Source organism: Roseateles sp. P5_E4, from assembly GCF_054049255.1.
In genome coordinates this window covers 728,126-745,733 of record NZ_JBFUMS010000002.1, presented here as the reverse complement: position 1 = coordinate 745,733, position 17,608 = coordinate 728,126, and the positions used below count along the sequence as shown (strand labels likewise).

The 17,608-nt window shown below is 68.0% G+C and carries 16 protein-coding genes; 3 read left to right on the top strand and 13 right to left on the bottom strand.

The genetic code is table 11. The features are described 5' to 3' along the window. Positions 1 to 17 precede the first annotated feature (17 nt). A complete protein-coding gene (locus ACXJLH_RS06045; RefSeq protein ID WP_457442946.1) occupies positions 18 to 1,259 on the top strand; it encodes a patatin-like phospholipase family protein in 1,242 nt (413 codons plus the stop codon). Here the strand turns inward: ACXJLH_RS06045 and ubiM are convergent. The 7 genes from ubiM to ACXJLH_RS06010 all read right to left on the bottom strand — a co-directional run bounded on the left by ubiM (position 1,256) and on the right by ACXJLH_RS06010 (position 9,601). Next, positions 1,256 to 2,413, bottom strand: a complete 1,158-nt coding sequence (gene ubiM / locus ACXJLH_RS06040) for a 5-demethoxyubiquinol-8 5-hydroxylase UbiM (RefSeq protein ID WP_457442944.1) — start codon at positions 2,411 to 2,413, stop codon at positions 1,256 to 1,258. The genes ACXJLH_RS06045 and ubiM overlap by 4 nt on opposite strands. A 46-nt stretch (positions 2,414 to 2,459) precedes the next feature. Then, positions 2,460 to 4,229, bottom strand: a complete 1,770-nt coding sequence (locus tag ACXJLH_RS06035; protein WP_457442942.1) for an ABC transporter ATP-binding protein — start codon at positions 4,227 to 4,229, stop codon at positions 2,460 to 2,462. A 171-nt stretch (positions 4,230 to 4,400) separates the two neighbouring features. Further along, a complete protein-coding gene (locus ACXJLH_RS06030) occupies positions 4,401 to 6,179 on the bottom strand; it encodes an ABC transporter ATP-binding protein (protein ID WP_457442940.1) in 1,779 nt (592 codons plus the stop codon). A gap of 42 nt (positions 6,180 to 6,221) precedes the next feature. Next, the gene (locus tag ACXJLH_RS06025; protein ID WP_457350171.1) at positions 6,222 to 6,803 is read right to left on the bottom strand and encodes a GNAT family N-acetyltransferase; all 582 of its coding nucleotides are present in this window, start codon (positions 6,801 to 6,803) and stop codon (positions 6,222 to 6,224) included. A gap of 35 nt (positions 6,804 to 6,838) precedes the next feature. Further along, positions 6,839 to 7,816, bottom strand: coding sequence for a S1C family serine protease (locus tag ACXJLH_RS06020; RefSeq protein WP_457350173.1), 978 nt, complete (start codon positions 7,814 to 7,816; stop codon positions 6,839 to 6,841). Positions 7,817 to 7,860: 44 nt separating this feature from the next. After that, complete coding sequence (locus ACXJLH_RS06015) at positions 7,861 to 8,136, bottom strand: hypothetical protein (protein ID WP_457350175.1); 276 nt, start codon at positions 8,134 to 8,136, stop codon at positions 7,861 to 7,863. 46 nt (positions 8,137 to 8,182) lie between these two features. Beyond that, positions 8,183 to 9,601, bottom strand: coding sequence for a sodium:solute symporter (locus ACXJLH_RS06010; RefSeq protein WP_457442938.1), 1,419 nt, complete (start codon positions 9,599 to 9,601; stop codon positions 8,183 to 8,185). Positions 9,602 to 9,706: 105 nt separating this feature from the next. Between ACXJLH_RS06010 and ACXJLH_RS06005 the strand changes: the two genes are divergently transcribed. Together ACXJLH_RS06005 and ACXJLH_RS06000 are read left to right on the top strand one after the other, a co-directional pair. Next, positions 9,707 to 12,736 carry an ExeM/NucH family extracellular endonuclease gene (locus tag ACXJLH_RS06005; RefSeq protein ID WP_457442936.1) on the top strand — a complete coding sequence of 1,010 codons (3,030 nt, stop codon included), beginning with the start codon at positions 9,707 to 9,709 and terminating at the stop codon, positions 12,734 to 12,736. Positions 12,737 to 12,747: 11 nt separating this feature from the next. After that, complete coding sequence (locus ACXJLH_RS06000) at positions 12,748 to 13,227, top strand: FxDxF family PEP-CTERM protein (RefSeq protein ID WP_057296820.1); 480 nt, start codon at positions 12,748 to 12,750, stop codon at positions 13,225 to 13,227. 47 nt (positions 13,228 to 13,274) lie between these two features. On the opposite strand, the gene ruvC is transcribed toward ACXJLH_RS06000, so the two are convergent. From ruvC to ACXJLH_RS05970, 6 genes are all read right to left on the bottom strand, one after another. After that, entirely contained in the window at positions 13,275 to 13,823 is a 549-nt protein-coding gene (gene ruvC, locus ACXJLH_RS05995; RefSeq protein ID WP_457442934.1) for a crossover junction endodeoxyribonuclease RuvC, read from the bottom strand. 164 nt (positions 13,824 to 13,987) lie between these two features. After that, positions 13,988 to 14,968, bottom strand: coding sequence for a phosphatidate cytidylyltransferase (locus tag ACXJLH_RS05990; protein ID WP_457442932.1), 981 nt, complete (start codon positions 14,966 to 14,968; stop codon positions 13,988 to 13,990). Continuing rightward, the gene (locus tag ACXJLH_RS05985) at positions 14,968 to 15,618 is read right to left on the bottom strand and encodes a lysophospholipid acyltransferase family protein (protein ID WP_457389166.1); all 651 of its coding nucleotides are present in this window, start codon (positions 15,616 to 15,618) and stop codon (positions 14,968 to 14,970) included. Before ACXJLH_RS05985 ends, ACXJLH_RS05990 begins: the two co-directional genes overlap by 1 nt. Positions 15,619 to 15,663: 45 nt before the next feature. Beyond that, positions 15,664 to 16,551 (bottom strand): tetratricopeptide repeat protein, encoded by an 888-nt coding sequence (locus ACXJLH_RS05980; protein ID WP_457324201.1) that lies wholly within the window; start codon positions 16,549 to 16,551, stop codon positions 15,664 to 15,666. Between the two features lie 108 nt (positions 16,552 to 16,659). After that, positions 16,660 to 17,049 carry a GFA family protein gene (locus ACXJLH_RS05975; RefSeq protein ID WP_457442930.1) on the bottom strand — a complete coding sequence of 130 codons (390 nt, stop codon included), beginning with the start codon at positions 17,047 to 17,049 and terminating at the stop codon, positions 16,660 to 16,662. Continuing rightward, positions 17,049 to 17,597 (bottom strand): GNAT family N-acetyltransferase, encoded by a 549-nt coding sequence (locus ACXJLH_RS05970; protein ID WP_457442929.1) that lies wholly within the window; start codon positions 17,595 to 17,597, stop codon positions 17,049 to 17,051. The genes ACXJLH_RS05975 and ACXJLH_RS05970 overlap by 1 nt, the downstream gene beginning before the upstream one ends. Between the last annotated feature and the right edge of the window lie 11 nt (positions 17,598 to 17,608).

The following is a 17,608-nucleotide window of genomic DNA, read 5'->3' as shown; positions in this document are numbered from 1 at the left end:
AGTAACTCTCTCTGACCATGAGCCAACCGAAGATCGGTTTGGCCCTGGCAGGCGGAGGCCCACTGGGCGCCATCTATGAAGTTGGCGCCCTTTGTGCTTTGGAGGAGGCCGTTGGCGGCCTCGACTTCACCGCCTGCGACGGCTACATCGGCGTGAGCGCGGGCGGCTTCATCGCCGCCGGCCTGGCCAACGGCATGACGCCGCGCCAGCTCTGCGCCGCCTTCATCGAGAACACCGCCGAAGCACCCGACCGCTTCGACCCCGCCGAGCTGCTGCAGCCCGCCTGGACCGAGTTCGGCGAACGTCTGCGCCTGCTGCCCGGCCTGCTGGCCGACGCCGCCCGCGAGGTGCTGCTGGAAGGCCGCTCCCTGCTCGGCGCCATCGAGCGCCTGGGCCGCGTGCTGCCCACCGGCCTGCTGTCCAGCGAACGGTTCGGCGAGGCGCTGACCCAGGTTTTCGCCGAGCCCGGCCGCAGCAACGACTTCCGCGACCTGCGCCATCGCCTCGTGCTGGTGGCCACCGACCTGGACACCGGCGAAGCCATCCCCTTCGGCGCCGAGGGCTGGGACCATGTGCCCATCTCGCAGGCCGTGCAGGCCAGCGCGGCGCTGCCTGGCCTGTTTCCGCCGGTCGAGATCGACGGCCGGCATTACGTGGACGGCGCATTGAAGAAGACTCTGCACGCTTCCGTGCTGCTGGACCGCGGCCTGGACCTGCTGATCTGCCTGAACCCGCTCGTGCCCTACGAGAGCAACCGCCTGTCGCCGCGCGATGCGCGCTCGCGCCGCGCCAAGAAGCTGGCCAGCAAGCTCGGCCGCCCGGCCCTGCGCGCGCTGCAGCCGCGCATCCACCGCCTGGTGGACGGCGGCCTGCCGCTGGTGCTGTCGCAGACCTTCCGCTCGCTGATCCATTCGCGCCTGGCCCTCGGGCTGAAGGGCTATGAGCTGACGCATCCGCACACCGACATCCTGCTGTTCGAGCCGGACCCGCGCGATGCCGAGCTCTTCATGGCCAACACCTTCAGCTACAGCCAGCGCCGCCATCTCGCCGAGCATGCCTACCAGGCTACACGCGAGCTGCTGCGCGAACGCGCGGCGGTGCTGAAGCCACAGTTCGCGCGCGCCGGCCTGGCGCTGCGCGAGGATGTGCTGGCCAGCCGCGAGGCGCGCCTGCTGCCCGCACCGGGCGAGACGCCGATGGAACAGGCGCTGCGTTCGCTGCGCGGGTCCTTGAGCGTGCTGGAAGCGCAGGGCCGCTAGGCGTCCACCAGCCGGCGCGTGATTGCCGCGCGCAGCGGCGGCAGATGGCGGGCGATGTCGATGACGGCGCGGCGCAGCGCCAACACCGGCGCGCGGTCGTCCGTGAAGAAGCGCACCAGCGCATTCGTGCCGGCATACAGCGGCCCCGCCGCACGGCGGTGCTCCGCCTCATAGGCCAGCAGCGCGCTCATCTCGCCCGGATCGCGGGCCGCATCCAGCCGCTGCGCCAACGCTTCGATGCCGTAGAGCCCCAGGTTGTAGCCATGCGCGGTGACCGGGTGCATGCCCACCGCCGCGTCGCCGATGAGCGCCAGGCGCGGCGCGACGAAACGCTCGGCCCATACAGCCACCAACGGATAGATATGGCGGGCACCGTCGACGCGCATCGGCCCCAGCCGGCCCTCGGCGGCGGCTTCGATGGCGGCGGCCAGCGCCACCTCGTCCATCGCCGCCAGGCGCGGCAGCTCGGTATTCGCCACCGTCCACACCGCCGAGCATCGCCGCCCCGTCTTGGGCAGCAGCGCCAGCGTGTGGCCTCGCAGAAAACATTCCTGAGCCACGCCTTCATGGTCGCGCTCGTGCGCGAGCGGTACGAGCAGCGCGCTGCGGCCGAAGTCGTGATGGCGGGCGCCGATGCCGGCCAGGCGGCGCAGCGGCGAAAAACGGCTGTCGGCCGCGACGACCAGCGGTGCCAGGTGGCGCTCACCGCAACGCGTGTCCGCGGTGGCCATCTCGCCCTCGCGGCAAAAGCCGACGACCGTGCGGCCGCAGAGCACCTCGATGCCGCGCTGCTGCGCGCCGGCCCAGGCCGCGGCGCGGATGCGGTGGTTGGCCACCAGCCAGCCGAGATCCTGCCCACTCGACTCGAAAGGCAGCGCCGTGCGTGAGCCGCTGGAGCGCACACTGGCGCGGCGCAGCGGCGCGATGTCGCTCAGGTGCTCCCACAAACCCAGGTTTTCCAGCGCGCGGCGCGAGCGGTGGGTGAGTGCGATCTCACGGCCATCGTCCGCGGGGGCGGCCTGCGTGGTGGCATCGGCCTGCTCCAGCACGCGCACGGCCAGGCCGCGGTCGTGCAGCGCGCAGGCCAGCGCCAGGCCGGCCGGGCCGGCGCCGCAGATCAGGACTTGCGGCGAAGTGCGGACGAGTTCATTCATGGTCGCGCAGCCTAGGCCGCGGAGCGCAACGGCGCCTTGACGCAGGTCAGACAGGCTCGGCTTCGGCGTCGGGCTCTTCCAGTGTCTGCAGTTCGACCAGGCGGCGGTACAAGCCGCCTTCGATCGCCATCAGCGCCTCGTGCGAACCACGCTCCTGCAGGTGTCCGTGGTTGAGCACGAGGATCTGGTCGGCGGCGCGGATGGTCGACAGCCGGTGCGCGATGGCCACCACCGTCACGCGCCCGCGCAGCGCCGTCAGCGCCTCACCCACGCGCTGCTCGGTGGCGCTGTCGATATTGCTGGTCGCCTCATCCAGGAACAGGATGCGCGGTGAGCCTGCCAATGCCCGCGCCATCGCCAGCAACTGCTTCTGCCCGGTCGATACGCGCGCCCCGCCCTCGCCCAGCCGGGTGTCATAGCCCTGCGGCAGCGCCCTGATGAAGTCGTGCGCGCGGGCCGCCGTGGCCGCGTCCTGGATGTCGTCCTCGCTGATGCCCGGCCGGCCCATCGCGATGTTGTCGCGCACGCTGGCCGACATCAGATAAGGCTCCTGCGGCACCAGCCCCACCGCGTCGCGAAAGGCCGCGTCCGGCACGCTGGCCAGCGGCTGGCCGTCCACCGTGATGCGCCCGGCCTGCGCTGTGTAGAAGCGCAGCAGCAGCGATAGCAGCGTGCTCTTGCCGCTGCCGGTGTGGCCGACGATGCCGACAAAGCTGCCCGCCGCGATGTCCACGTCGACGCCATGCAGCACCGGCCTTGCAGGGTCGTAGCCGAAGCTCAGCCCCTCGATGCGGATGCTGCCCTGGGCAATCCCGCGGCCGTCCTGGGCCGGGCCGCGGTGCTCATCCTCCTCCAGCAGCGTGCGCACGCGCGACGCCGCCACCATGGCCTGCTGCAGCTGGCCGAACTGCATGGTGATCTGGATCAGCGGCTCCACCACCCGGGCGATGTAGCTCAGGAAGGCGTAAAGCAGCCCGACCTCCAGCCCCGACATCTCTCGCCGCCCGAAGCTGTAGATGACGGTGACGAGCAGCAGCACGTTCATCAGGTCCAGCGCCGGGCGCAGCAGCCAGGCGTTGGCGCGCAGCTCGGCGATGCGCGACAGGCGGTGCTCGGCATTCGTCGTCTCGAAGCGCGCGCCAAAGCGCCCGGCCGCACCGCTGGCCTGCAGCACCGCCATGCCGGCCATGCTCTCGGCCATCTGCGCGTTGATGTCGCTGCGCAGCTGGCGCGTGCGCGCCACCGCCGGCGCCGACAGCTTCTGGTAGCCCAGGATGATGACCACCATGGCCGGCACCAGCGTCGCGACGATGAGCATCAACCGCCAGTCGAGAAAGGCCATCGCCACCAGCGAGCCGAAGACGACGATGGTCGAGTCCAGCATCACGTAGAGCACCTGGCGGTAGAGCTGGTTCACCGCCTCGGTGTCGTTGGTGACGCGGCTGACGAGCTGGCCGGTGATGGCCTTGTCGAAGAAGGCCATGGGTAGCGCCAGCACATGCGCGTAGACCCGCTCGCGCAGCCGCAGCACCGAGCGGCGCGCGACACCGGCCATGCGCGACAGCTGGGCGTAGCGGATCCAGCTCGCGGCCCAGCCGGTCAACAGCATCAGCGCCAGCAGCGTGGCCATTTCGGCGACGACGAACTGGCGCGGCAGCAGGTGGTGGTCGATGTAGCGCTTGCCGAGGATCGGGCCGAGCACCTCCAGGCCGGCGGCGAGGACGAGCCAGATACCGCCCTGGATGAGGTGGGGTTTCTCAGGCTTGGCCGCATCGAGCAGCAAACCGACGCTCTTCCACGGTGTCTCTTTCTTCATTTAGGGCGCTCCACCGCGCATTGCATTTCGGGCCGTGCGCAGGGCCGCTCCCAAGCCGGCCCGCACTGGCGATGTGCTCGCGGCTCGATGACGCGAGCATCGCCATCCCCTCGGGGGATCGACCAGGCTCGCCTGCGTTCAGCCAGGCAAGATTGGGCGAGGGGCTCCATTTCAGGCGGCTTCAAGGCTGGCCTCGATCTGTTGATAGCGCCACTGAGCGGCATACCAGCCGCCCAACTCCAGCAACTGTTGATGCGTGCCGCGCTCGATGACATGGCCCTGCTTGAGCACGATGACTTCGTCGGCATCCATCACGGCCGAGAGTCGATGCGCAATGACGATGACGCTGCGATCAGGCCGCGCGGCACGCAGCTCGCGCAGGTGGTCGAGGATGTCGGTCTCGGTGCCGGTGTCGACGGCGGACAGCGCATCGTCCAGCACCAGCAACGGTGCATCGCTCAATAGCGCCCGTGCAATGGCGACGCGCTGGCGCTGACCGCCCGACAGCGTCACGCCGCGTTCGCCGACCTCCGTGGCGTAGCCCTCAGGCAGGCGGGCGATGTCGTCGTGCACGGCAGCCAGGCGTGCTGCAGCCTCGATCTCTTCGCGCGTTGCGCCGGGCTTGGCCAGCGCGATGTTGTCAGCCACCGAGGCCGAGAACAAAAACGGCTCCTGCGGCACCCAGGCGATGTGGGCGCGCAGCGTAGCGAGCGGCAGTTCTGGCAATGCGACACCACCCAGCGTCAGCCGGCCCGCGTCCGGCTCGGACTGGCGCAGCAGCAAGCGCACGAAAGTGGATTTACCCGCACCGGTCGCGCCGACGACGCCCAGCGTCTTGCCCGGTGCGAGTGCCAGGTCCACGCCTTCCAACGCCGGCCGTTTGGCGCCGGGGAAGCTGAAGGTCAGCCCGTCGGCGCGCAGTTCGGCGTGGGCCGGCAGCGCCGCCCTGCCCTCATCGGTCAGTGTCAGCGGCGCGTCCAGCACCGGCGCCAGCCGCGTCCAGGCCGCGCGCCCGCGCTCCAGCAATGCCAGTACCCAACCCGCCGCGAACATTGGCCAGATCAACTGGCCGAGGTACATCGTGAAGGCCGTCAGCTGACCGATGCTGATCTCGCCGCGCGCCACCAGCCAGCCGCCCACGGCCAGCGCGATGGCGAACGCGGCGGACAGCGTCATGCCGACGGCGGGCTCGTAGGCAGCCTCCCAGCGCTGCGAGCGAAAGCTCGCCTCGGCCGCCTTCTCGGCCAGCTCGGTGAACTGCGCCTCACTGCGCGCGACGAGCCCCAGGGCCCGCACTGTGCGCACGCCGGACAGGCTTTCCTGCACCTGGTGGTTCAGGCCACTGAAGGCGCCCAGTGAGTCCTGCGCGGCCTGGTGCAGATGGTTGGAGATCCACCAGAAAGCCAGCGCCATCAACGGAAAGGGCACGAGGGCCGCGAGGCCCAGGCGCCAGTCGATGCCGATCGTCATCATCGCGAGCACCAGCACCAGCGTCTGCGTGCCATCAAAGCCCGCCAGCATCGCCTCGCCGGCGGCCTGCTCGACGGTGTCGATGTCATTGGTCGCCAGCGCCATCAGGTCGCCGGTGCGCTGGGACTGGAAGTAGGTGGGGCCTTGCAGCGCAAGGCGCGCGTAGAGCCGCGTGCGCAGTCGTGCGCCGAGCTGGAAGGACGCTTTGAAGAGGGTCAGCCGCCAGCCGGCGCGCAGCAGGTAGATGACGAGCCCGGCCAGCACGAGCCGGCCGAGTTGTTTCAGCAGCGAATCACCCTTCAGGCCGCCGGCGACGAGGTCGTCGACGACATGGCCGACCTGGCGGGGGATCCAGACGGTCAATGCGGCGATGCAGGTGAGCATCACGCCTGCGGCCGCATAGGCGCGCCAGTGCTCACGCACGAAGGCGGCGAGCATGCGGGACAGGCTGGAAGGCGAAGAAGCGACGGGAACGGACATGCAGGGTTCGGAGTGTCGCCGCAGCGGCACTCCCTTTGAAGGTTAGGGTGCCGGTCGGTCTCGCGGTACCGATGCCAGGTATTCCGCCAGGGAGCCTCCTGCCAGGGGCTTGAACATGACACGGAGTTCGTTGACCTGATCTCCGATGTGGAAGCCGCTGCGAACCTGGGTTTCGGCATAGCCCATCGAGGCCCAGAAGCGCTCGGCCCTGGTGTTGCCGATCACCACGCCCAGCCGCAGCCAGCGAGCGCCCGACCGAATTGCCCAGGCTTCGATGCTGTCGTACAGGCGCCGCGCATCGCCCGAGCCATGGCGAGCGGTCTCGACGATGAAGGTGCTGACGTTCCAGACAGACGGCGCAAAAATGTCCGAGACCAAGTTGGCCATCGCGACGATCTCGCCGTCTGGGCGGACATAGCCGATGACCCATTTCCTCGTATGCGGAATGCCTTCTGGCAGCGCCTCCTCGATCTCCTCGCGTGCATCACCGGGCCGGGCAGGTTCGCCCTGCACGGCGAGAAAGTACGCAGGGTTGGCCGCGAAGAAGCGCGCCAGCGCCGGGGTGTGCGACGACGTCAGTTCGATGGCCGTGAGGCCATCGATGGGTGAGCCAGGCCAAGACATCTTCATCTCCGTATCCCATCAGCCATCCGCAGCCTCTAATCCCGCGCAGGCATTTCCACGACGGGCACGTCGAGGTGGTGCACGGTACCTCGACGAAGAACGCTGATGGCTTTGGTCGTCCCGGGCTCGGCGGATCGAACGGCCGATGCGAGATCCATCATGTCATCGACCGGCTTGCCGTCGAACATCAACACCAGATCGCCCACCTCCAGCAGTGGCGGCGGCTCGCCTGCGGTCTTCCTGACGGTGCGCACGAGCGCCCCGCCACGTGGCAGCCCGGCGCCTGCAGCCTGCTGCGCAGTGAGCGTCGTCGACGTCACGCCAATCGATCCATAGCGAACTCTGCCCACAGACAGCAGCTGCGCTTCGATGCGCTTGAAAGCAGCGACCGGAACCGACAGCGCGATGGCCTGGCCTTTGGGCGGCGCCCATAGCAGCCCATTGACGCCAATGACGCGGCCGCTTTCCTCATCCAGCAGCGGCCCCCCGCCCATGCCAGCAACCAGCTGTACTGTCGACTCCACGAACAGCGGCACTTTGGCGATAGGCAAACTCGCACTGACCGCGCCGGCTGCCAACAACGGCTTTCCGCCAGCAGCCGCAGAGGTTCGGCCAAGCGCCCAGACCTTGCGCCCTGGCTTGGTGGGCTCGTCATCGCCAAGCGTGACGGTTCTCAAATCCTTTGCGGCAATGCGAAGGAGCGCAAGCCCGCTGATCTTGTCTTTGCCAACCATTTCGCCGACGTAGCTGGACCGATCTGCAGTCTCCACGGTGATGTTGCCCTGACCCTCGAACAGGCTCGCCGACGTCAGGATCAGCCCGTCGGAGCGAATGACCATGCCCGAACCGACCGAGGGCATCAGGAGTTCCCGCTGCGTCGCCACAGTGATGCTGACGACCGCCTCCAGAGATCGGTGAACTGGTGTGGGCATTGCTCTCGAAGGCTCATCCGCATGGGCGGAGAAAGCCAGTACCGATGCCAGCGCAGAGGCGATGAAGGCCATGAAATTCATAGGGGTCACATGGGCATGGCGTGCGTCACTTGGTCGGCGAAGCCCTAGCTCTGCCAATAGATGTCTTCCCGGATCTCCACGACCGCGCAGCCCTCGACCAGCTCGAACTCCAGATAGCCGGCATGCTCCGAAAACACGGCGGCCAGGCTGGCCGCTGGCCTGACCACGACAAAGGCCGCGTTGATCTTGTGCGTGCAACCGAAGGGATAGCGGATTTCGACATAGCGTTCCGGGCTGAAGTCATAAGGCTCAGGGCGCGCTCCAGCAAGTCGGCCCCCGGCCGGCCGACCTTCAAGGCCACCTCGGCTACCCAGTCGCACAGGACTTCCTTCCAGGGCCGCAAGGGCTTCAAGGTCATTTCAGGACTCATGCGATGTTCTCCCTCCGTGCCGGCCGCCGCGCCACCAGCCACAAACCCGTCCAGGTCAGCACGCCGTTTAGCAAGAGCAATTCCAACCCGATCTGATAACCGCCCCAAGGCTGTCCGAAATCAAGCACCGCGCACAGCAGCGGCGCGGCCACGCAAACGCCGACCAGCGCCCGCCCCGACACCGCCCTCGGCGTGAACATCGCAAACGCGAACAGCCCTAGCAGCGGCCCGTAGGTGTAGCCCGCCAGCTTCAGGATCAGAAAGATCATGCTGGTGCTGTCCAGGGCCTTGAAGCCGAGCACGAGTGCCAGGAACAGCACCGCAAAGCCGAGGTGCACGCGCCGCCGCGTGCGCACGTCCTCGCGTGGCAGGCGCAGCAGGTCCAGGCAGGTGCTGGCCGTCAGCGCGGTCAGCGCGCCGTCGGCGCTGGGCAGCAGGGCCGACACCAGAGCCAGCACGAAGACGACCTGCACCCAGGCCGGCAGGTACTGCATGACGACGGTGGGGAACAGTGCGTCGCCCTTGACCGCGATGCCGTGCGCTTGAGCGAACAGCGTCAGCAGCCCGCCCAGCAGCAGGAAGGCCGCAACAACGACGAGCATCAGCACGGCCAGCACGAGCACGTTCTTCTGCGCGTCACGGAGCTTCGCAACCGACAGGCTCTTCTGCATCATTTCCTGGTCCAGCCCCGTCATCGCGATGGCAATGAACATGCCGGCCAGCAGCGCCTTGGCGGAGAAATCGCGGGAGAGCGGATCGCCGACCCAGACGCGGCTCAGGCCAGCGGCATCGATCTGCGCCAACGCACCGGTCTGCCACAGCAGCGCCAAGCAGACGACCAGGCCGGTCAGCATGCCCGCGGTCTGCAGCGTGTCCGTCCACACCAGCGCCTTCACGCCGCCCTCCACGGTGTAGAGCAGGATCATCACCAGCACGACCGCCGCGCCCACCCCAAACGGCACGCCCAGCGGCTGCAGGATCAGCGTGTGCAGCACGGCCACGACGAGGTAGAGCCGTGCCGTCGCACCCAGCGTGCGGCTCAGCACGAAGAAGGCCGAACCCAGGCGCTGCGCTGCGGGGCCGAGCCGGTCACCGAGCAGGCCGTAGATGGAGGCCAGCTTGAGCCGGTGATAGGCCGGCAGCAGCACGAGGGCGATGACGGCATAGCCGACCACTTGGCCAACCGCGATCTGCAGATAGGTGAAGCCGCTGATCGCGACCGAGCCCGGCACGCTGATGAAAGTGACGCCGGACAGCGACGTCCCGATCATTCCGAAGGCAACGACCGGCCAGGGACTTTCCCTGCCCCCCACATAGAAACCCTCAGCCCCCGAACCGTGCGAGACGCACCGCGCCAGTACCAATAGCAGCGCGAAATAGGTGAGAACCCCGAGCAAAAGCAGTGCTGGCGACATGGGCCGGGATCATGCCCGATGGCACCCCCCTGAATGCGGCGGGTCAAACCGTCACAGGTGGTCGTTAGCATCCGCGCCCATTGCGGCAATTTTTACTAAATAGTCATGCGAATCAAACCACTGGTCTCCCTCCTCGCCGCGGCCTTCGCCGCGCCCGCCGTGCTGGCCTCGACCAGCGGGGTTGTGATCAGCCAGGTTTATGGCGGGGGCGGCAACGCCAACGCCACCTACAGCCGCGACTTCATCGAGCTCTTCAACGCCGGCACGACGCCGGTGACGATTGGCGGCTGGTCGGTGCAGTACGCCTCGGCCGCCGGCACCAGCTGGACCAACAAGACCGTCATCCCGGCCGGCGTCGTGCTGCAGCCGGGCCGCTACTACCTGATCGCCGAAGCTTCCGGCGGCGCCGCGGGCGTGGCACTCCCCACACCCGACATCGACGTCACGTCGGGCGCAATCAACATGAGTGGCGCCTCGGGCAAGGTCGCCCTCGTCACCAATGGCACGACGCTGCCTGCCGTGGCTGCGCCGACCGGCGTGGAAGACATCCTGTCCTACGGCAGCTCGACGCCCGTTGAAGGCAGCCCCACGCCCGCGCTGGCCGCCACCACGGCAGCGCTGCGCAACGCTGCCGGCTGCACCGACACCAACGCCAACAGCGCCGATTTCACGGTTGGGCCCGTCAGCCCGCGCAATGGCGCCACGCCCGCCAACCTCTGCGGCGGCGGCAACGTCAACCAGCCCATCATCCCGAGCTGCCCCGACCAGGCCGCCGTGTCCGGCGCAGCCTCCAGCTTCGTCGTCAGCGCGACCGACAGCGACAGCCGCGTCAATGCGGCCAGCGTGGTCGGCGCCTTGCCCGCCGGTGTGACTCTGGGCAGCTTCGTCGGCGCAAGCGCCGATGGCGTGGCTGCGACCCAGCAGATCAACGTCGACAACACACTCGCGGCCGGCAACTACAACCTCGGCCTGAAGTGGGACAACGACGAAGCCCAGACGGCGAGCTGCACATTCAAGCTGTCGGTCAGCGGTGTCGTCAAAATCCCCGCCATCCAGGGTTCGGGTGCCAAGAGCGGCATGGATGGCACGAGCGTCACGACCGGTGGCGTCGTCACCAAGCTGATCAACAACGGCTTCTACCTGCAGGACCCGGACGGCGACGGCGACCCGGCGACCTCCGACGGCATCTTCGTGTTCACGAGCACGGCGCCCACCGTGGCCGTCGGCGACAAGGTCAATGTGTCGGCCAAGGTGCAGGAATATTCGGTCTCGAGCAGCGCCGCCAGCCAGGCCAACCCGCTGACCGAGCTGAGCAGCGTCACCAACATCACCGTCGTCAGCACCGGCAACCCGCTGCCCCTGCCCGTCGAGGTCAGCCTGGCATCCCTGGCCAGCCAGTCGGACATGGAGCGCTATGAGGGCATGCTGGTCCACATCACCGACCCGCTGACCGTCAACCAGACCAACTTCGTCGGCAGCTGGGGCCAGCTGACCGTGTCGGCCGGCGGCCGCACGCTCAACCCCACCAACGTGCTGCGCCCCGGCCCGGCGGCACTGGCGATGCAGGCCGCCAACCTGGCCCGCAGCGTCGTGCTGGATGACAGCAGCGCCACCAAGTTCCCCAACCCCACGCCCTACCTGTGGCAGGACGGCACGGTGCGCGCCGGTGACACGGTCGATGGCGTGACCGGTGTCGTCGACTTCGGCCCCTCGACCGACTCGGCCACCGGCCCGCTGGCCTACAAGATCCACCCGACCGCCGCGCCGGTGTTCGCCCGCCCGATCGCGCGCCCGCTGGCGCCGCCGGCCGTGGGCGGCAATGTCCGCGTGGCCAGCTCCAACGTGCTGAACTTCTTCACGACGTTCACCAACGGCGGTGCCGTGCCGGGCGGCGGCGCCTGCCCGAGCGCCGGCTGCCGCGGTGCGGACAATCAGGCGGAGTTCGATCGCCAGCGCACCAAGATCCTGGCCGCCCTGTCGGGCCTGAACGCCGACGTCGTCGGCCTGATGGAGATCCAGAACAGCGGCAACTTCGCCGTGCAGAACCTCGTCGACGGCCTCAACGCCATGATGGGCGTCAACACCTATGCCGCCGTGCCGCTGCCGCCGTCCACGGGCACCGACGCCATCCGCGTGGCCATGATCTACAAGCCGGCCAAGCTCGGCCTGATGGGTGCGTCGATGTCCGACGACAACGCCATCAACAACCGGCCGACCTTTGCCCAGGGCTTCGTGGCCCCCAACGGCGAGAAGTTCGCCGTCGTCGTCAACCACCTGAAGTCCAAGGGCAGCTGCGGCACCGGCGCCAACGGCGACACCGGCGACCTGCAGGGCTGCTGGAACCTGCAGCGCAAGCAGCAGGCCCAGCGCCTACTGGACTGGCTGCCCACCGTCACGGCCACGGCCGGCACCGACCGCGTCATCATGCTCGGCGACTTCAATTCCTACGCCAAGGAAGACCCGATCGACCTGCTGACCAGCGCCGGCATCGTCGACTTGGTCAGCCTGTTCGACCCGGCCGACTACAGCTATGTCTTCGACGCCAGCGCCGGCCGCCTCGACCACGGCCTGGGCACCGCCGCCATCGCCGCCAAGGTGACGGGCGCGACCAGCTGGCACATCAACGCCGACGAGCCGGAATGGATCGACTACAACACCGAGGACAAGGCCGCCGGCAATGACTGGTACCAGCCCAACCAGTTCCGTGCGTCGGACCATGACCCGATGCTGATTGGGCTGGACCTGACCAAGGGCTTCACCGGTACCGACGGCCGCGACAACATCGTCGGCACGGCAGGCGACGACATCATCGAAGGTGGCCCGGGCGCCGATACGCTGACTGGCAACGGCGGCCGCAACCAGTTCGTCTATCGCAGCATGGGGGACGCCGGCGACGTCATCACTGACTTCAAGCCCGGTGTGGATACGCTGGTATTGACCAAGCTGCTGACTGCGAATGGCATTGCCAGCGCAGACCCGCTCGCCAGCGGCCATGTGACCTGCACGGCCAATGCCACCGGCGCAATCATCGGCATCGACGCTGACGGCGCTGCCGGCCCCATCAAGTCCAAGCCGCTGCTGCAGCTCAAGGGCATTGCCTGCGCAGCAGTCACGGCCACCAGCTTCAAGTTCTGAGGAAATACAAAATGAATCGCAAATCTATCCTGGCCCTGGCGGCCCTGACTCTGGCCGGCGCCGCTCAGGCCGCCACGTACAACTTCACCGGCAGCTTCGACACCGCCCCCACAGCCACGGTGCTGAACGGCAGCTTCTCTTTCGACGACGCCGTGGTGTCGGCTGGCGGCTTCGACGGCGACTTCGGCCTGACCTCGCTGAGCTTCAGCTTTCAGGGCCAGACCTACACGCTGGCACAGGCCACCGACCCCTATGTGAAGTTCGAAGGTGGCACGCTGACAGGCCCCAATGGCCGCTTCGCGACCCAAGGTGGTGGCGCCGTAGATCTGTTCTCGAACTTCGGTGCAAGCAATTTCAACTATGCGATCAACGGCATCGATCAAGGTGGCACGCTGAGCATCAGCGCAGTACCGGAACCCGAAAGCTATGCCCTGATGCTGGGCGGCCTCGGTGTCGTCGGCTTCCTCGCTCGTCGCCGCAAGCTGATCTGAGCGCGACCCGCGTCGCTTCGACGGCCCGCTTAGGCGGGCCGTTCTTCTTAGTACGTCCGCCCGCCCTTGAACTGCGCATGCTGCCGCCGCTCCAGCGTCGTGCTGCGGCTCATCGCTTCGAAGCTGACACGTGCATGCGCATGCATGATGGCGATGCCCAGCGCATCGGCGGCGTCCTTGCCGGGCAGGCCGGGCAGGTTCAGCAGGCGCTGCACCATGGCCTGGATCTGCTCCTTCTTGGCGTGGCCGTGGCCGACGATGGCCTTCTTCATTTGCAGGGCGGTGTACTCGCTGACGAGCAGGTCGGCGGACACCAGCGCGGTGATGGCCGCGCCGCGCGCCTGGCCGAGCAGCAGCGTGGACTGCGGGTTCACGTTGACGAAGACGATCTCCACCGCCGCGCACTGCGGCTGGTAGCGCGCCGTGACCTCGCGGATGCCATCGAACAGGATCTTCAGCCGCGCCGGCAGGTCGCCGGTGGCGACGGCGTTGGTCTTGATGGTGCCGCTGGCCACATAGGCCAGCCGCGGGCCGTCGGCTTCGATGACACCAAAACCGGTGGTCTGCAGGCCGGGGTCAATGCCGAGAATTCTCATGTTAGATAGCGGTTCTGCGGGCCGAGCGCAGGGCCGCTCCCAAGCCGGCCCGCCTGGGGCGATGTGCTTGGCGGTCGATCCGCCAAGCATCGCCGTCCCCTTGGGGGACCGACTGGGCTTGCCCGCGTTCAGCGCGGCGAGACTGGGCGAGGGGCTCCATCATTTCACCGGTAGTACCAGTTCGCCGAATGGAACAGCACTGGCGCCGCAAAGCACAGCACCGCGATGCGGTCGAGCAGGCCGACGGCGCCGGTGATGGAGCTGCGGTTGCCCCAGTACAGCACGCCGGCGTCCTTCTTCAGGGCCTTCATGACCAGGCCGCCGAAGCCCGCAGCACCGGCGGTCAGGAAGGCCATGGCCAGCGCCTGGCCGGCCTTGAACGGCGTGATCCAGTACAGCAGCAGGCCGGCCAGGGCGCCGGTGCAGGTGCCGATCCACCAGGCCCGCATCGAGAAGCTGCGGCTGATCTGCCGGGCCACCGGACGGCGGCGCATCGCGCGGGTGGCGATCTCCTGCGCGATCTGCGAGGCCGCCACGACCATGACCAGGAAGAACAGCAGGAAGGCGCCGCGGCCGGTGTTGCCCGGAATATCCAGCAGCAGCAGCGCCGGCGCGTGCGACAGGCCGTAGACGCAGACCATGACGCCCCACTGGATCTTGGCGTTGCGCTCCAGGAAGCGCCGCGGGTCGCCCGCCAACGCGCTGACGATGGGCAGCACCAGGAAGCCGTAGACGGGCAGGAAGACGGTGAACAGGTCGAAGAAGCGCGTGCCGCAGATCATGTACTGGATGGGCAGCAGCACGAAGAAGGCGACGATGAGGGTGCGGTGATCGCTGCGCTCGGTGTGCACGAGGGTGATGAACTCGCGCAGCGCCAGGAAGGAGAACAGCGCGAACAGCAGCGTCGCGCCGAGCGGCCCGGAAATCCACGCCACCCAGAACATGCAGCCGCCGATCCAGGCGGCGCGCAGGTCGCGGCGCACGCGCTCCCAGGCGAGCTGGGACTTCAGGCGTTCGTCCTCGTTCTCGCGTTCGCGCAGCGAATTCAGGAACAGCCCCACCGTCAGCAGCATCAGGAAGCCGAACAGCACGACGAAGAGCAGCGCCACCTGCTCGCTGGGCGTCAAGGCCTTGAGCCAGCGCATCAGTGGCCCTCCTCTTCGCGGCCGACCCAGTAGGGGTCGGGCCGCTGCTCCATGACGGCCTCGCGGGCACGGCACAGGAAGTCGGCCTTGCTCTCACCGGCCTGCAGCTGGATGGGGGCACCGAAGGTCACCGTGCATAGGATGGGCACGGGCACGACCTCGCCCTTGGGCATGACGCGCTGCACGTTGTCGATCCAGGTCGGGATCAGTTGCACATGCGGGAATTGCTCGGCGAGGTGGTAGATGCCGGACTTGAAGGGCTGCGGGTTGCCCTTGTTGGACCGCGTGCCCTCGGGAAAGATGACCAGCGAGTCGCCGTTGGCCAGTGCCTCGACGAGGGGCTCCAGCGGGTCCTCGTCGGGCTTGCTGCGTGCGCGGCTGACGTAGATGGCGTTGAAGACCGAGGTGGTCAGCCAGCGCTTGAGGGCACTGGTCGTCCAGTAGTCGCGGGCGGCGATGGCGCGCGTGGTGGCGCGCAGATCATGCGGGAAGGCAGCCCAGATCAGGACGAGATCGAAGTGACTCTGGTGGTTGGCGATGTAGATGCGCTGCTCCGCCGTCGGCGGGCAGCCCTTCCAGTGGCCCTGAGCCCCCGTGATGAGGCGGGCAATGAAGGAGAGCAACTGGCCGGTGAAAGCGGCTGGCGTCATGGGGCGGGATTATCGGGGCCCGCCCCCGCGCCAGCCCGTGAGGACTTACCAGTCGTCGCTGCCGCCGCCACCGCCACCCAAATCGCCGCCGCCCGCATCGCCGCCACCCCAACCGTCGCCGCTGCCGAAGTCGACGTCGCGGCGGCTCAGTTCGTCGGCGGCGCTGCTGGAGCCACCGGAATCAAAGCTGCCGGGGATCAGGCCGCCGCTGGTATCGGTGTCGCGCGCAACGCTGCGTTCGTCATGGCCACCATGGAGCAGCTTCTCGGCCAGCATGCCGGCGGCAACGCCACCCGCTACGCCAAGACCAACGCCGAGCATGCCGGGGCCGCCCGAGCCTGGCGCCTGCATGCCGCCAGGCCCATAACCAGCGCCAGCGCCATAGCCGCCTGGGCCATAACCACCCGCCATGGCCGGCTGCTGGCTCTGCGCGGCGGTGCGGTTGCGCATCCAGCGCATGGCCAGCCAGATGAAGATGACGGCACCACCGATCAGCAGCCAGAGGGACACACCACCGCCGCTCTCGCTGCGCTCGACCGGCGCGGCGCGCATCGGCGGTGCCGCATTGACGGCAGTCGGCGCGACGGACTTCGCCACCCCGGCCTGCTCACGCTGCAGCAACTGTTCGAAGGCATTGAACTTGGCGGCGTCGGCGAACTTGATGGCAGGGTCCAACGCGCGAGCGCGGCGCGTGTGCTCGGCGGCTTCAGGGAACTGGCGCTGGTGGGCCAGGATCTCGGCCAGCACGTAATGGGCGCGCGGGCTGTCGGGCTTGGCCGCAACAACCTCGCGCATCATCTTCTCCGCGCCGGCGTAGTCGCCACGCTGAGCAGCGGCCTGCACCTCGTCGACGTTAGGCAGCGCCTGGGCGGTGCCCAGCCAGAGCGTGCCTAGCAGGGCCATGCAAAGCAGCAGGAATCGGGGGAATTTCATCGCAACACTCCTCAAACCATCACCCACCCGCCACGCGCGTGGGAAGACGGCAGTTTGCGCCCCTGATCTGGCGACGAGCCGTGCGGTTTCAAGGCTTTACCTGTAGGACTAAAACCAATAATCGGAAACGCATCGGCCATCGCGTGGCAGGTCATCGAAGGTATCAAGGCCGTCGAAGTGATCGATCGGGATGCTCGCCACCACATCGGGCTCGGCCAGGCGCAGGTTGACGGCAATGCGGCGGCGCCCGTCGGCTTCCAGCCTCAGCCCGCGCCAATGCGTCACGCAGCCGCAGGTCGGGCAGAAATGGAATTCCAACGCCTTGCCGCGCACATAGGCCTGCGTAGAGCCGGTGATGTGGATGCCTTCGTCCACATAGTCGTAGGCCCAAAGCGTGCCATAGCGACGACACGCTGTGCAGTTGCAGGCGGTTGCGCCGTCAGGTTGGCCATCGAAACGCCAACGGACGCTGCCGCACAGGCAGGAACCTTCGATCATCAGCAGGCCTCCTTCAGTTCGGCGGGCCACACAGCGACCGCATAGACCGGGTCGATGTAGATCTGGCCGCCGAAAAGGAATTCCTGGCCGCCAACCTGGGCGAAACCGAAGCGCTCGTAGAAGGCCACGGCCCGCACATTGCGGTCGTAGACGCCCAGCCACAGGGTCTGCGCCCCGCGCCGGCGCGCCACGGCATGCACCTCATGCATCAGCGCCGCGCCCAGGCCACGGCCGATGAAGCCCTCGCCGAGATAGATGCGCCAGAGATGGATGGGGGCCGGGCCCGCCACGCAATCGGGCGCGGGCTCGACCTTGACGATGGCGTAGCCGGCGAGCTGCTCGTCCACCCAGGCCAGCAGCACCGTGCAGGCGGTGTCCAGGATGACGCCAGCCATGACCTCGGGCTGGAAGTGCTCGGCGACATAGTCGGCGATCTCCTGCGCGTCGCTGAGGTCACGGTAGGTGTCGGCGAAGGCCTGGGCGCCGAAGGCCGCGAGCGCGGCAGCGTCCTCAGGCGTGGCGTGGCGGATTTGTGGCGGGCTGTACATGCGTGGACCGC

What these genes read in the sequence shown, in the direction of transcription:
- ACXJLH_RS06045 (WP_457442946.1), top strand. Translation starts at nt 18, where the DNA reads ATGAGCCAACCGAAGATCGGTTTGGCCCTGGCAGGCGGAGGCCCACTG.
- ubiM (WP_457442944.1), bottom strand. Translation starts at nt 2,413, where the DNA reads ATGAATGAACTCGTCCGCACTTCGCCGCAAGTCCTGATCTGCGGCGCC.
- ACXJLH_RS06035 (WP_457442942.1), bottom strand. Translation starts at nt 4,229, where the DNA reads ATGAAGAAAGAGACACCGTGGAAGAGCGTCGGTTTGCTGCTCGATGCG.
- ACXJLH_RS06030 (WP_457442940.1), bottom strand. Translation starts at nt 6,179, where the DNA reads ATGTCCGTTCCCGTCGCTTCTTCGCCTTCCAGCCTGTCCCGCATGCTC.
- ACXJLH_RS06025 (WP_457350171.1), bottom strand. Translation starts at nt 6,803, where the DNA reads ATGTCTTGGCCTGGCTCACCCATCGATGGCCTCACGGCCATCGAACTG.
- ACXJLH_RS06020 (WP_457350173.1), bottom strand. Translation starts at nt 7,816, where the DNA reads ATGAATTTCATGGCCTTCATCGCCTCTGCGCTGGCATCGGTACTGGCT.
- ACXJLH_RS06010 (WP_457442938.1), bottom strand. Translation starts at nt 9,601, where the DNA reads ATGTCGCCAGCACTGCTTTTGCTCGGGGTTCTCACCTATTTCGCGCTG.
- ACXJLH_RS06005 (WP_457442936.1), top strand. Translation starts at nt 9,707, where the DNA reads ATGCGAATCAAACCACTGGTCTCCCTCCTCGCCGCGGCCTTCGCCGCG.
- ACXJLH_RS06000 (WP_057296820.1), top strand. Translation starts at nt 12,748, where the DNA reads ATGAATCGCAAATCTATCCTGGCCCTGGCGGCCCTGACTCTGGCCGGC.
- ruvC (WP_457442934.1), bottom strand. Translation starts at nt 13,823, where the DNA reads ATGAGAATTCTCGGCATTGACCCCGGCCTGCAGACCACCGGTTTTGGT.
- ACXJLH_RS05990 (WP_457442932.1), bottom strand. Translation starts at nt 14,968, where the DNA reads ATGCGCTGGCTCAAGGCCTTGACGCCCAGCGAGCAGGTGGCGCTGCTC.
- ACXJLH_RS05985 (WP_457389166.1), bottom strand. Translation starts at nt 15,618, where the DNA reads ATGACGCCAGCCGCTTTCACCGGCCAGTTGCTCTCCTTCATTGCCCGC.
- ACXJLH_RS05980 (WP_457324201.1), bottom strand. Translation starts at nt 16,551, where the DNA reads ATGAAATTCCCCCGATTCCTGCTGCTTTGCATGGCCCTGCTAGGCACG.
- ACXJLH_RS05975 (WP_457442930.1), bottom strand. Translation starts at nt 17,049, where the DNA reads ATGATCGAAGGTTCCTGCCTGTGCGGCAGCGTCCGTTGGCGTTTCGAT.
- ACXJLH_RS05970 (WP_457442929.1), bottom strand. Translation starts at nt 17,597, where the DNA reads ATGTACAGCCCGCCACAAATCCGCCACGCCACGCCTGAGGACGCTGCC.